The 14,622-nt window shown below is 37.5% G+C and carries 8 protein-coding genes, 1 rRNA gene and 2 riboswitches (1 of these 11 cut by a window edge); all 9 genes read left to right on the top strand.

Annotation, left to right across the window (positions count from 1 at the left end):
* Positions 1-13: 13 nt before the first annotated feature.
* The gene (gene nadE, locus NST63_RS24130) at positions 14-841 is read left to right on the top strand and encodes an ammonia-dependent NAD(+) synthetase (protein WP_212946550.1); all 828 of its coding nucleotides are present in this window, start codon (positions 14-16) and stop codon (positions 839-841) included.
* 472 nt (positions 842-1,313) lie between these two features.
* Complete coding sequence (locus NST63_RS24125) at positions 1,314-2,270, top strand: AAA family ATPase (protein WP_071975566.1); 957 nt, start codon at positions 1,314-1,316, stop codon at positions 2,268-2,270.
* Positions 2,270-3,460, top strand: a complete 1,191-nt coding sequence (locus NST63_RS24120; protein WP_212946549.1) for a DUF58 domain-containing protein — start codon at positions 2,270-2,272, stop codon at positions 3,458-3,460. Before NST63_RS24125 ends, NST63_RS24120 begins: the two co-directional genes overlap by 1 nt.
* The gene (locus NST63_RS24115) at positions 3,460-5,730 is read left to right on the top strand and encodes a transglutaminase TgpA family protein (RefSeq protein ID WP_341043920.1); all 2,271 of its coding nucleotides are present in this window, start codon (positions 3,460-3,462) and stop codon (positions 5,728-5,730) included. The genes NST63_RS24120 and NST63_RS24115 overlap by 1 nt, the downstream gene beginning before the upstream one ends.
* Positions 5,731-5,759: 29 nt before the next feature.
* Positions 5,760-5,861: riboswitch (purine riboswitch) on the top strand.
* A gap of 273 nt (positions 5,862-6,134) precedes the next feature.
* A complete protein-coding gene (gene guaA / locus NST63_RS24110) occupies positions 6,135-7,676 on the top strand; it encodes a glutamine-hydrolyzing GMP synthase (RefSeq protein WP_341043919.1) in 1,542 nt (513 codons plus the stop codon).
* A gap of 83 nt (positions 7,677-7,759) precedes the next feature.
* Positions 7,760-7,861: riboswitch (purine riboswitch) on the top strand.
* A gap of 198 nt (positions 7,862-8,059) precedes the next feature.
* Positions 8,060-9,394 (top strand): NCS2 family permease, encoded by a 1,335-nt coding sequence (locus tag NST63_RS24105; RefSeq protein WP_212946546.1) that lies wholly within the window; start codon positions 8,060-8,062, stop codon positions 9,392-9,394.
* 111 nt (positions 9,395-9,505) lie between these two features.
* On the top strand, positions 9,506-10,348 hold the full coding sequence (glcT, locus tag NST63_RS24100) for a glucose PTS transporter transcription antiterminator GlcT (protein WP_341043918.1): 843 nt from the start codon (positions 9,506-9,508) through the stop codon (positions 10,346-10,348).
* A gap of 249 nt (positions 10,349-10,597) precedes the next feature.
* Positions 10,598-12,673 carry a glucose-specific PTS transporter subunit IIBC gene (gene ptsG / locus NST63_RS24095; protein ID WP_341043916.1) on the top strand — a complete coding sequence of 692 codons (2,076 nt, stop codon included), beginning with the start codon at positions 10,598-10,600 and terminating at the stop codon, positions 12,671-12,673.
* Positions 12,674-13,102: 429 nt separating this feature from the next.
* Positions 13,103-14,622 (top strand): 16S ribosomal RNA (locus NST63_RS24090) (it continues 33 nt past the right edge of the window).

Genomic DNA, 14,622 nt, shown 5'->3' with positions numbered 1-14,622 from the left:
GAGGTTGGGAAAAATGGATCAGTTGCAAAAAGCAATAGTAAATGAAATGAAAGTGAAAGCAATAATAGACCCTAATGAAGAAATTCGTAAAAGTATTGATTTCTTAAAGAACTATTTAAAAAAATATCCATTCCTTAAAGGGTTTGTCTTAGGTATCTCAGGAGGGCAGGACTCTACCCTAGCAGGGAAGCTTGCTCAGCTTGCTATCAATGAAATGATTGAAGAAACTGGAAATCCAGATTATCAATTTATAGCAGTTCGTTTGCCATATGGGATTCAAAAGGATATGGATGATGTAAATGATGCAATTGAATTTATTCAGCCAACTAGAGCCTTAACGGTTAATATTAAAGCAGCAGTAGATGCGAGTGAAGCATCATTGAAAGAGGTAGGAATCCATTTATCGGATTTTGCTAAAGGCAATGAAAAAGCAAGAGAACGTATGAAGGCACAATACAGTATTGCTGCAATGGAAAATTGTGTAGTATTGGGCACAGACCATTCTGCCGAAAATCTAACAGGCTTCTATACAAAGTATGGGGATGGTGGAGCTGATCTTGTTCCGTTATTTCGTTTGAATAAGCGTCAAGGGAGAATGCTTCTAAAGGAACTTGGATGTCCGGAGCATTTATATATGAAGACTCCAACTGCTGATTTAGAAGACGAACGTCCACAACTGGCAGATGAGAGTGCCCTTGGAGTGACCTACGAAGAAATTGATGATTATTTGGAAGGAAAAGAAGTTTCAGAGCAAGCGAAAAAAACAATTGAAGGCCTTTATGCTAAATCTGAACATAAACGTCATTTACCAATTACAGTCTTTGATGATTTTTGGAAATAATAATAGAAAAGGAAGACGTGAGGAACTTATTTAATATAAGAATTCTCACGTTTTTTTTATCTCAAAAATAAGTTGAGCATGTACATTTGGTAAAACATAGACTCAATTCGAGTGCAAATTTCCTAGACTCTCTTCTTAAACATTCTTGTTGTTTAGACAAGGTTTAATAATATAGGTTGAAGATAGTACCCTTCATCTTCTCTAAGAAGAGGAGCTGAAACCTTTATAACAACCTGGAAGCTTTCAATAAGTGGTTAGAACTATTACAAAAGTATCGAACTAAACGGCCTAGTCATAAGGGGAATGATGTGTAGAGCATCTTCTTTTTTTAGAAATGTATAAAAACGTTAAAAATATATTAAATTTCCTGTTCCGCCCTTTTTCTTAAGTCAGATTCATAGTATTCTAGAAATAATAAAAAATTTTAAAAAATTGTGCATAAAGTTTTGAATACATAATTAGGGGGATTCGAATGACAATTACAGCTATGCATCCAAAGTTACAGCAAGTCTTAAGTAATATTGAAAAAGTAATGATAGGAAAGACTGATATAGCAGAGTTAAGCCTAGTTGCCCTACTTGCAGAAGGACATGTCCTGCTAGAGGATGTACCAGGTGTAGGAAAAACAATGATGGTTCGTGCACTTGCTCGATCTGTAAATGCATCATTTAAAAGAATTCAATTTACCCCAGATTTGCTTCCTTCTGATGTACTTGGTGTTTCTATATATAATCCGAAAGAGTTGGAGTTTCAGTATAGACCTGGTCCAATAATGGGTAATATTATTCTAGCGGATGAGATTAATAGAACTTCGCCAAAAACCCAATCCGCGCTTCTCGAAGGTATGGAAGAAAGCAGTGTAACTGTGGATGGAAATACGAAAAAACTGGAGCGCCCCTTTTTTGTTATGGCAACACAAAATCCGATCGAATATGAAGGAACATACCCTCTTCCAGAAGCTCAGCTTGATCGTTTTCTATTAAAAATGAAAATGGGCTATCCAACAAAGGATGAAGAAATTGAAGTGTTAACAAGAACGCAAAAACAAGCTCCAATTGAAGGATTAGATTCAGTAATTTCTCTTGATGAACTAGTAGAGCTGCAGGATCAGGTGAAAGAGGTTTATGTTGATCACACAATCAAACACTATATTGTCGAGCTTTCTCATTATACAAGAACCCATAAAAGTGTTTATTTAGGGGTTAGTCCGCGTGCATCAATCGCTTTGATGAAGGCATCCCAAGCCTACGCGTTCTTGCATGGTCGAGATTTTATTATTCCGGATGATGTACAGTACTTAGCACCTTTCGTATTTTCACATCGAATTATATTAAAGGCGGATGCGAAATACGGGGGCAAAACCGCTGAAGATATTATTAAAGAAATTTTACATTATGTTCAGGTTCCCGTAAAAAGGGCTGTGAGATAATGTTTAGAGCACAATTAAAGACATGGGGGAAATTTCTTCTTTTAATTCTGTTTCTTCTGTTAACATTCTCCTATGCAATGTTTCAAGGTGGCTTTGTCAGCTGGTTTTTATTTTATAGCTTTACACCGTTTGCATTGTATGCCTTGTTCATTGCTCTCTATCCGTTAAGTGACTTAACTGTGGAAAGGAGATTTAATCGGGATACATATGCTGCAGGGGAACATTTGGACATGGTTATAACGATTGATAGGAACTATCCTTTTCCTCTCTTCTTTCTTATCATAAATAACACTTCTAGTCTTTCAACTAGAAATGGAAAACAAATTTTATTTCCTGGATTTAAAAAGCATATTCAGCTCAAGTATAGCATGGCGAATATTCCGAGAGGGGAGCATTGTTTTTATGACATTTCTATTAAGGTTGGTGATCCACTAGGGTTATTTTCTAAGGAGAAGAGTTTTTCATTGAAAAAAATCATTCTCGTTTATCCTTCCTATACAGACATTATTTATCGTTCAATTGAAAGTAGATATGAACAGGGGGCAACAGCTTCACAAATAAAAATTCAAAATGATACGACTATGGTTAGTGGAATCAGAAACTATGAGCCTGGGGATCGTTTTACCTGGATCGATTGGAAGGCTACGGCAAGAATGAATGAAATGAAAACAAAAGAATTTGAAGAGCGACAATCCAATGATGTAACCATTATTTTAGATCGTTCACCCTCGACCTCATTTGAAACAAATGTAAAATTTGTTGCCTCACTTATTCGTACGATCATACGCCATGGGGGGCAGATCGGCTTTTATTCTATTGGTGAAGATCAATCTATTTTTCCGATTCGTGGTGGTGATGAATACCAGCAACAGTTATTCCATCATCTTGCAAAAGTAAAAGCAAATAGTCAATTACCTGTATCATCGATTTTAGAAGGGGAATCAGTCTTTTATCAACAATCGGCATCATTAATGATTAGTACCTCCAATATAACGGAGGAATTAATAGAGATGCTAAGAAAACATGTGAGAAGAACGGGGATGGTGATTATTTTCGTTATTAAAAATCACAATCAACCATTTAGTGATGAGGAATATCGGTTAGGTTATGCTGCTTCCCAGTTTGGGGTGCATGTGAGCTACCTACATGAAGAAGATTTCCGTTCGGCTTTGACGGGGGTGAAGCATTAATGACTGGAACAAAGGATTATCATCGAATCCTTACACTCACTCTTTATTTCTTTAGTTTTCTTTTATTAATGGAATGGATCTATCCGTTAAAGGAAGTGGCTAATACTGGTAATACGGTTTTGTTTATAGTGTTTATCGCTTTATCATTCCTATTCAACCTTTTTAATGTGCCATTTTTTGCAGTCGTTTTAATGAAGTTAATTTTTATTTTGTTTTCCCTCCATCATATTTTCTTCTTCGAGTACTTTATTTTCGATATCCAATGGATGGGAGTCGTAGTAAAAGATTTAATTAAAAATATAACCTTTTTATTTGGGAGAGAGTGGGATTATCTAACAAATGAGTTTCGGACGATTTTGTTTTTTATTCTCTTGTGGCTCATTACGTATTTGCTTAAATATTGGTTAATTGCTAGAAGAAGTATTTTTTTGTTTTTTATCATGACTATCGTTTATATTACGGTGCTTGATACATTTACAGCATATGATAGCAAAATGGCTATTATTAGAACAGTAATCTTCGGCTTTATATTGTTAGGTATGCTCTTCTTTCAGAGATTTGTAGAAAAAGAAAATTTGGGGAATTCTAGAAAAATGATGGTTAAATGGATGATTCCTTTAGTTATCATGATTATCGGGAGCTCGTTTCTAGGTTGGATTGTACCAAAAGCATCGCCCATATGGCCTGATCCTGTGCCTTTCTTTAAATCATATGCTGGGGGAGATGAAAAAGGAGGAAATAAAAAATCTGGTGTTAGTAAAGTTGGTTATCGGAATGACGACTCTTCACTAGGGGGGCCGTTCATAGGGGATGATACAGAGGTTTTTCAGGTTGTTGCCGAATCTCGACAATATTGGCGTGTGGAAATGAAGGATTTATACACGGGGAAAGGATGGGAAACTTCCAAGCCACCTACAACATCAACCTATACAATCGAGGAGAAACCGCAAATTTCCTTGAATGAAGGAATAGATGAATTTCCTTTTGCTGAAAACGAAGGGCAGGGGGATGAGGAAAAGAAAGTATATAAGGCTGCGAGGATCACGAAGGCAGAGCTTAGTCCTAATCTGGTTCATACCTATGGTTTAGCGAATATTATCTATGGAGAAGTCTCTGTCGCCGGTGGTTCGAAGCAAGTTAATCAATTAATAGTCAATAACGTTACCGAAAAAGTAACAGCAAGCAGAAATCAGGGGCCCTTTTCGATGAGGGAATATGCAGTCATTTACCAACCGCAAAAATATAGTATTAAAAAAATGAGTGAAACAAATGGCCAAGGTGTACAAGTTGATCCAAGGTACACGCAGCTGCCGGATAATTTTCCTAAGCGCGTAAAAGACTTAGCGGCAAGTATCACAAAAGGTAAAACGAATTGGTATGATAAGACGAAAGCCATTGAATCTTATTTCCAAAATGGTCAATTCACTTATGATCAAAAGGATGTTGCGATTCCAAAGGAAAAACAGGATTATGTTGATCAATTTCTATTTGAAACACAAAGAGGATATTGTGATAACTTCTCGACTTCAATGGTAACCATGCTTCGGTCGATAGGAATTCCTTCTAGATGGGTAAAGGGATATTCGTCTGGAACTTATCAGGGTTCTGATGGGGTGTCCGAGAATATATACAAGGTGACAAATAATAATGCTCACTCCTGGGTTGAAGTTTATTTTCCTAATGTCGGTTGGGTACCATTTGAACCGACTATTGGATTTAGAAATACATCCATTTTCAATAATGATGTAGAGCAGACTTCCCAGGTAAATAACACAGATCAAAAAGATGAAACTGAAGCATTGGAAAAAGACAAGAAGGAAACGGACTTAACGTTAGGAACAAGTAGTGAAGATAATTTCTCATTCTCAGAGTTATGGAGTAAAATCACTACTTATTTGAATAAACATTGGCTCCTACTGACATCCATATTATTGATGATTTGTCTTATTAGTTATGTCGCTTATGTCAAGCGTAGTAAGTGGATTCCATATTTACTCATTTGGAAGTACCGAAATAAAAGGGATTCAAACACCTTTATTAAGGCATATCTTTCATTATTAAAGCAATTAGAAAGATATGGTCTTAAAAAAGAAGCTGGACAGACATTACGTGAATACGCAATTCAGGTAGATGGCTTCTTTGGTAGTCAAATGATGGGAATATTAACATTGGAATATGAGAGATCTATTTATCGTCATCAAGATACCTCTATTAACTGGGAACAACACCGCGAATTGTGGGAAAATTTAATTAAAAAAACAACGGGTTGACCATGTGTTTAAACAAGTATAAAATGATGACTATTAATAAAATAGCACTTCATATAATTTTGGTAATAAGGTCCAGAAGTCTCTACTAAATCACCGTAAATGATTTAACTATGAAGGCAGTACTATTCTATCTTTTTGTCATCATTACATTCAAATGGTGTATTTCCGTATGGTTGGATACAAAAAACTAGAATTCTGCCTTCTTAGTTTAGAGGTGGAATTCTAGTTTTTTATTGGTTCTTTTTTCTAAAATATTGCTGTTCTTAAGTTGGAATCTTGAGTCAAAAAATCTTTAGGATTCATAGCAATCTATGTGAAGTGAACCTTTTTATTTTAGCAATGTGTAAAAAGGCTGGATCTAATGCAGAATAATGAACAAACAATTATAAATAGGGGGATATCAGATGACTGAGATAGCACAGGAAATGATTGTTGTACTCGATTTTGGAAGCCAATATAATCAATTAATTACAAGAAGAATTCGTGAGTTTGGTGTGTATAGTGAATTACATCCACATACGATTACTGTAGAAGAAATCAAAAAAATGAATCCAAAAGGAATTATTTTTTCCGGAGGACCAAATAGCGTTTATGATGAAAATTCATTCCGTTGTGATGAAGCGATTTTTGATTTAGGTATTCCTGTGTTTGGAATTTGCTATGGAATGCAATTAATGACAAAACATTTTGGTGGGAAGGTAGAACCTGCTACTCATCGTGAATATGGAAAAGCGAAAATTGAAATTCAGCATGAATCCATGCTATTCAATCAGCTACCTACTGAGCAAGTTGTATGGATGAGTCATGGTGACCTAGTTACTGAAACACCAGCAGGCTTTGTAATAGATGCGATTAGTTCATCTTGCCCTATTGCTGCAATGAGTGATAAGGATAGAGATCTTTATGCAGTTCAGTTCCATCCAGAAGTTCGTCATTCAGAATATGGTAATGATATTCTTAAGAATTTCGTTTTTGAAGTTTGTGGTTGTTCAGCAAATTGGTCTATGGAGAACTTTATTGAAATAGAAATGGAAAAGATTCGTCAAACAGTAGGCGATAAAAAAGTTCTATGTGCTTTAAGTGGAGGAGTAGATTCTTCTGTTGTGGCTGTTCTTATCCATAAGGCGATTGGTGATCAATTAACATGTATTTTTGTAGATCATGGTTTGCTTCGTAAAGGTGAAGCAGAAGGGGTAATGAAAACTTTTGCCGATGGCTTCAATATGAATGTTATCAAAGTAGACGCAAAGGATCGCTTTATGAGTAAACTTGAAGGCGTTTCTGATCCTGAAAAGAAAAGAAAAATTATTGGTAATGAATTTATTTATGTGTTTGATGATGAGGCGACAAAGCTTGAAGGAATTGAGTTTTTAGCACAAGGAACGTTATATACTGACATCATTGAAAGTGGAACAGCGACAGCACAAACAATTAAATCCCATCATAATGTTGGCGGACTTCCTGAAGATATGCAATTTAAACTGATCGAACCATTAAATACATTGTTTAAAGACGAAGTTCGTGCATTAGGAACAGAACTGGGCATTCCAGATGAAATTGTGTGGAGACAGCCATTCCCGGGACCTGGTCTAGGTATTCGTGTGCTTGGAGCTATTTCTGAAGAAAAATTAGAGATTGTTCGTGAATCTGATTATATTCTCCGTGAAGAAATTAAAAAGGCTGGTCTAGATCGAGAAATCTGGCAGTACTTTACTGTCCTACCGGATATTCGAAGCGTTGGTGTCATGGGGGATGCAAGAACATATGATTATACAATTGGTATACGTGCGGTTACATCGATTGATGGGATGACATCTGATTGGGCACGCATTCCGTGGGACGTATTAGAGTTAATTTCTACTCGAATTGTGAATGAAGTAAGTCATGTCAACAGAGTAGTCTATGATATAACTAGTAAGCCACCTGCAACGATTGAATGGGAGTAAAATACGAACGATATAAACATTTTTTTAATTTAATATTCGTATTATATATTGACTAGTACGAAAGATCCGGTTAAGATGAGAATATAAAATCGAAAAAATAACATCGTATAATTTCGGGGATATGGCCTGTAAGTTTCTACCAAGCTGCCGTAAATAGCTTGACTACGAGGTTATGAGAGTAAATAGGATTTCTTATTTTCCCATATACTGATTTTCTCATTCCTTAAAGTCTTTCAAGGCAGTCTATTAAGGGTCTGACCCCCAAGCAAAGTCTAGAAATGTATGAACTTTTACTAGATATTGCTTTGTGGGCCAGACTCTTTTGTTTTGGGCGGCCTTGTTTTTAGCGATAAAAAATAGAAGAGACAAGGGGGAAGAAGTCTATGAAGAAGTATTTTCAATTCGATGAATTAGGAACAAACTATCGCCGTGAGATTATTGGTGGAGTCACTACATTTCTATCGATGGCTTATATACTTATCTTAAATCCGTTAACATTATCTTTATCCTCTGTTAAGGATTTTCCAGATGAATTGAGAATGGATTCTGGTGCTGTTTTTGTTGCTACAGCACTAGCCGCGGCAATTGGTACTCTGATTATGGCGTTTTTAGCTAAATACCCAATTGCCCTTGCACCTGGTGTTGGGTTAAATGCCTTTTTTGCTTATACTGTTTTATTAACTCTCGGGATGTCGTGGCAGCAAGCACTAACAGGAGTGTTATTTTCGGGAATTATTTTCGTAATATTAACATTATTTGGATTTAGAGAGAAGATTATAAATGCTATTCCAGTTGAACTAAAGCTTGCAGTCGGTGCTGGAATCGGATTGTTTATCACTTTTATTGGTTTAAGAAATGCTGGTATTATTGTTGATAATGATGCGACATTAGTAGGTTTAGGGGATTTGACAGATGGTAATACATTGCTTGCGATCTTCGGTATTGTACTTACTATTATTTTAATGACTAGAGGCTGGAAGGGTGCTATTTTCATTGGAATGATCATAACAACCCTTGCTGGTATGATGGTTGGATTAATTGATATTCCTCATAAGATAGTTGGTGCAGTACCTAGTATCGCTCCGACCCTTGGGGCACCATTTGAAACACTTTTTCATCATACAAGTGACCTATTCACTGTGAAGATGCTTGTTGTTGTATTAACCTTTTTGTTTGTAGATTTTTTCGATACAGCTGGAACATTAGTAGCGGTAGCTAACCAGGCTGGTTTGATGAAGAATAATAAATTGCCGCGTGCTGGAAGAGCATTATTTGCAGATTCATCTGCTACTGTGATTGGTTCTATACTTGGGACTTCTACTACAACGGCTTATATCGAATCAACTGCTGGGGTTGCAGCGGGAGCAAGAACGGGATTTGCTAGTGTCATAACAGCTATATTGTTTCTTTTGTCACTATTTTTCTTTCCGGTACTAGGAGTTATTACTTCACCAGTGACTGCTCCGGCTTTAATAGTTGTGGGCGTATTGATGGTGTCAACCTTAAATGAAATCGATTGGAAAAAGTTCGAAATTGCCGTACCTGCCTTTTTTACAATTATCATGATGCCATTAACTTACTCTATTGCTACAGGTATTGGAATTGGTTTTATCTTCTATCCGGTTACCATGCTTCTTAAGGGGAGATGGAAGGAAATTCATCCAGTCATGTATGTGTTCTTCTTTATCTTTATTTTATACTTTATCTTCATATTATAAATTAAGTGGGAACCTAACTAGGTTCCTTTTTGATTTTAATAAATTGATATCATCTAATATTTTATGTAAACTTAATAAAGCTCGAATTAGTTGAAATCTAGGAGAATTAATATGGAAGCGTTTGAAGTTAAAAAGGTACTGAATAATAATGTTTTAATTGCTTCTAATTCAAAATATGAAGAAGTTGTCCTGATAGGTAAAGGGATTGGCTTTAATCGAAAAAAGGGTAGTACTATTTCAAAACAAGAGGCTGAGAAGCTCTTTGTATTAAAAGGCGAAACAGAGCAAGAACAATATAAAAAGCTCCTTCCTTTTATCGATGATGAGACGCTAGAAGTGATTATTTCCGCGATTGATTTAATTCGTAAAAGAACAGCTAAGTATTTAGATGAACATATTCATGTGGCATTAACTGATCATATTTTATTTGCGATTAATCGGTTAATGAAGGGGCTCGCTATTAAAAACCCGTTTAATGAGGAAACGCAAGTATTATATCCTACTGAATATGAAGTGGCGAATGAGGTAGTCGATCTTATTAATGAAATGACGAATATAGAGCTACCTATTGGAGAAGTTGGGTTTATTGCCTTGCATATTCACAGTGCAGTTACGAGTAAAAATCTTTCGGAAATTAATCAAAACTCACAATTAATTGCACAACTTGTCCATACCATTGAAGAACAATTTGAGATAAAGCTAAATAAGAATGAAATAAATTATATGCGTCTCGTTCGACATTTACGTTACACCATTGAAAGGGTTTTAAGTGGTGAAAAGGTAAATGAACCAGAGAAAATTTCATTCTTCTTGAAACAAGAATACCCTCTATGTTACAATCTAGCATGGAAACTAATTAAGATTATGCAACAAACATTGAAAAAACCAGTATTTGAAGCTGAAGCTGTCTATTTAACGATGCACCTCCAGCGTATTCAAAATAAAATAAAATAAAAATAGTCATCATTATAACGTGTTACTGATTCGATCAGGCATGAGTAAAGAAGATAATGAAATGAGTTTTTATGGGGAGTATATCCCATATAACTCTTTTCTATTTTCTTGCTCATGCCTTTTTTATTTGTCTTTTAAAGAATGGTTAAGGAAATATGTTCCCTATTCATCTCTAAAGTATATTCGTTAGGTAATTTTTCAATGGTATGGAGCAAATCTTTAGTTTTAATAGAAGAAGGAGGTTTTATCATGTTTAAGAAAATCTTCGGTGTTTTACAAAAAGTGGGTAAAGCATTGATGCTCCCCGTGGCGATTTTGCCAGCTGCAGGTATTTTACTGGCGGTCGGTACAGCACTGACGAATCCAACACTTGTAGATATAGCACCATTTTTAGATGCATCTTGGGTCAAGCATGTAGCTGACGTTATGGCAAAAGCTGGTGGGATTATCTTTGATAACCTAGCTTTACTATTCGCAGTAGGTGTAGCGGTTGGACTTACTGGTGGAGAAGGTGTAGCGGGATTAGCTGCTATTGTAGGTTATTTGATAATGAATGTAACCATGGGCGTTGCGAAAGGAATTGAAATGACAGATGTAATTGGTGAACATGTCAATCCAGCTCATGCATTAGTATTAGGTATTCCCACTCTTCAAACAGGGGTTTTCGGTGGGATTATTGTGGGGTTAATTGCTGCCTATATGTACAATAAGTTTTTTGAAATTGAGCTACCTTCGTACTTAGGTTTTTTCGCGGGTAAGCGATTTGTTCCTATTGCAACTGCAGCTTCAGCAGTTATTTTAGGATTAATTATGATTATTATATGGCCGCCGATCCAACATGGATTAAATGCATTTTCTAATTATATGCTTGGATCACAACAGACATTGGCCGCATTTATTTTTGGGCTAATTGAACGTTCTCTTATTCCGTTTGGTTTACACCATATTTTCTATGCGCCATTCTGGTTTGAGTTTGGATCTTATACAACACATGCCGGAAATGTGGTTCATGGTGACCAAACGATCTTTATGAAACAAATTCAAGATGGTGTTCAAAATTTAACAGCAGGTACATTCCAAGTTGGTAAATATCCATTTATGATGTTCGGACTTCCAGCAGCAGCTTTAGCGATTTACCATGAGGCGAGACCAGAGCGTAAAAAATTCGTAGCAGGAATTATGGGTTCCGCAGCTTTAACATCATTTTTAACAGGTATTACTGAGCCACTAGAATTCTCGTTCTTATTTGTTGCTCCTGTATTGTTTGGAATACACGCTGTTTTTGCTGGTTTATCGTTTATGGTGATGCACTTGCTAAATGTTAAAATTGGAATGACCTTTTCAGGAGGTTTAATTGACTTCCTATTATTTGGAGTTCTAAATAAACAAACTCACTGGTGGTGGGTAATACCAGTCGGTTTAGTATTTGCGGTTATCTATTACTTTGGTTTCCGATTCGCCATTCGTAAATTTAATTTAAAAACACCTGGACGTGAGGATGTTGAGGACTCTACAGAAGAAACTAGTGCGCAACCTACAAGTGATTTACCATTCGACATTTTAGAAGCAATGGGTGGTCAAGAAAACATCTCCAATTTAGATGCTTGTATTACTCGCCTTCGTGTTCAAGTAAATGATGTGAAAAATGTAGATAAAGATCGTTTGAAAAAATTAGGTGCTGCAGGTGTATTAGAGGTTGGAAATAATATTCAAGCCATCTTTGGGCCAAAATCAGATACATTAAAATCACAAATGAAAGATATTATTTCTGGAAAAAGACCACGAAAAGCTGCGACAAATCCAGATGAAGAAGTACAGCAACAAATTGAAGAGGCACAACCAGATGTACTTCAATCAAAAATAGAGAAAGTAAATGAAAACTTTGTCTCTCCAGCAAAAGGAGAATTAAAACCAATCACAGAGGTTCCTGACCAAGTGTTCTCCGGAAAAATGATGGGCGATGGATTTGCTATCCTTCCATTAGAAGGAACCATTGCATCACCAGTTGATGGGAAAATCGTAAATGTCTTTCCTACTAAACATGCTTTAGGAATAATGTCTGATACAGGTAGAGAAATTCTAATTCATGTAGGAATAGATACTGTGAATTTGAAGGGTGAAGGGTTTGAAACCCTAGTAAATGAGGGAGACCAAGTATCTGCAGGTCAACCTTTACTAAAAGTAGATCTTGCATTTCTAAAAGAAAAAGTTCCTTCAATAATGACTCCAATTGTATTTACAAACCTGAAAGAAGGAGAATCTGTGGTGTTAGAAAAAGAAGGATTAGTTGAGATGAAGGAATCTAATATTATTTCTATTAAGTAAAATGCAATAAGGATTGACCTTGAGAGTCAATCCTTATTTTTTTAGTTAGTGGTTATATAATAGATAAGTTTGGAAAGTGTATGGTTGCTAAAAAAAGGTAATACATTATTTCGATTGTAATAATAGCAATATAAATTTTGAAAAAATAAAGGTTGACCAAGTGTTAAATAGATGATAGTATATAGGAACTGGCGAAATTGCTAGTGAGAAAATAATAAATAACGATTGACAACATAAAAGGTTTTTGATATATTATTAATTGTCGTTTTTAAGACAAGAAAAAATAAATCAAAAAAGTTGTTGACATGATCTGAAAGAAATGATATGATATAAAAGTTGTTTCTTTAAAACAATGATTGATCTTTGAAAACTGAACAAAACGAAACGTCAATGAATTACTTTTATTTTATAAGAGCTATATCAAACATCTTTTTGGAGAGTTTGATCCTGGCTCAGGACGAACGCTGGCGGCGTGCCTAATACATGCAAGTCGAGCGAATCTGATGGGAGCTTGCTCCCTGATGATTAGCGGCGGACGGGTGAGTAACACGTGGGTAACCTGCCTGTAAGACTGGGATAACTCCGGGAAACCGGGGCTAATACCGGATAACTTTTTCCTTCGCATGAAGGAGAATTGAAAGATGGCTCCGGCTATCACTTACAGATGGACCCGCGGCGCATTAGCTAGTTGGTGAGGTAATGGCTCACCAAGGCGACGATGCGTAGCCGACTTGAGAGGGTGATCGGCCACACTGGGACTGAGACACGGCCCAGACTCCTACGGGAGGCAGCAGTAGGGAATCTTCCGCAATGGACGAAAGTCTGACGGAGCAACGCCGCGTGAGTGATGAAGGTTTTCGGATCGTAAAACTCTGTTGTTAGGGAAGAACAAGTATCGTTCGAATAGGGCGGTACCTTGACGGTACCTAACCAGAAAGCCACGGCTAACTACGTGCCAGCAGCCGCGGTAATACGTAGGTGGCAAGCGTTGTCCGGAATTATTGGGCGTAAAGCGCGCGCAGGCGGTTTCTTAAGTCTGATGTGAAATCTTGCGGCTCAACCGCAAGCGGCCATTGGAAACTGGGAGACTTGAGTGCAGAAGAGGAGAGTGGAATTCCACGTGTAGCGGTGAAATGCGTAGAGATGTGGAGGAACACCAGTGGCGAAGGCGACTCTCTGGTCTGTAACTGACGCTGAGGCGCGAAAGCGTGGGGAGCGAACAGGATTAGATACCCTGGTAGTCCACGCCGTAAACGATGAGTGCTAAGTGTTAGAGGGTTTCCGCCCTTTAGTGCTGCAGCTAACGCATTAAGCACTCCGCCTGGGGAGTACGGCCGCAAGGCTGAAACTCAAAGGAATTGACGGGGGCCCGCACAAGCGGTGGAGCATGTGGTTTAATTCGAAGCAACGCGAAGAACCTTACCAGGTCTTGACATCCTCTTGACCTCCCTAGAGATAGGGATTTCCCTTCGGGGACAGGAGTGACAGGTGGTGCATGGTTGTCGTCAGCTCGTGTCGTGAGATGTTGGGTTAAGTCCCGCAACGAGCGCAACCCTTGACCTTAGTTGCCAGCATTCAGTTGGGCACTCTAAGGTGACTGCCGGTGACAAACCGGAGGAAGGTGGGGATGACGTCAAATCATCATGCCCCTTATGACCTGGGCTACACACGTGCTACAATGGATGGTACAAAGGGCTGCAAGACCGCGAGGTTTAGCCAATCCCATAAAACCATTCTCAGTTCGGATTGTAGGCTGCAACTCGCCTACATGAAGCCGGAATCGCTAGTAATCGCGGATCAGCATGCCGCGGTGAATACGTTCCCGGGCCTTGTACACACCGCCCGTCACACCACGAGAGTTTGTAACACCCGAAGTCGGTGAGGTAACCTTTTGGAGCCAGCCGCCGAAGGTGGGACAGATGATTGGGGTGAAGTCGTAACAAGGTAGC

The sequence above is a fragment of the Heyndrickxia sp. FSL W8-0496 genome (assembly GCF_038007825.1).
Taxonomy (GTDB): domain Bacteria; phylum Bacillota; class Bacilli; order Bacillales; family Bacillaceae_C; genus Heyndrickxia; species Heyndrickxia oleronia.
Note: the sequence above shows the minus strand (reverse complement) of the source record. Positions and strands in the feature narration are given on the sequence as shown.

Excerpts from the sequence above, each read along its gene's own strand:
- NST63_RS24105 (WP_212946546.1), top strand. The coding sequence starts at position 8,060 with ATGAAGAAGTATTTTCAATTCGATGAATTAGGAACAAACTATCGCCGT.
- glcT (WP_341043918.1), top strand. The coding sequence starts at position 9,506 with ATGGAAGCGTTTGAAGTTAAAAAGGTACTGAATAATAATGTTTTAATT.
- NST63_RS24125 (WP_071975566.1), top strand. The coding sequence starts at position 1,314 with ATGACAATTACAGCTATGCATCCAAAGTTACAGCAAGTCTTAAGTAAT.
- nadE (WP_212946550.1), top strand. The coding sequence starts at position 14 with ATGGATCAGTTGCAAAAAGCAATAGTAAATGAAATGAAAGTGAAAGCA.
- guaA (WP_341043919.1), top strand. The coding sequence starts at position 6,135 with ATGACTGAGATAGCACAGGAAATGATTGTTGTACTCGATTTTGGAAGC.
- ptsG (WP_341043916.1), top strand. The coding sequence starts at position 10,598 with ATGTTTAAGAAAATCTTCGGTGTTTTACAAAAAGTGGGTAAAGCATTG.
- NST63_RS24115 (WP_341043920.1), top strand. The coding sequence starts at position 3,460 with ATGACTGGAACAAAGGATTATCATCGAATCCTTACACTCACTCTTTAT.
- NST63_RS24120 (WP_212946549.1), top strand. The coding sequence starts at position 2,270 with ATGTTTAGAGCACAATTAAAGACATGGGGGAAATTTCTTCTTTTAATT.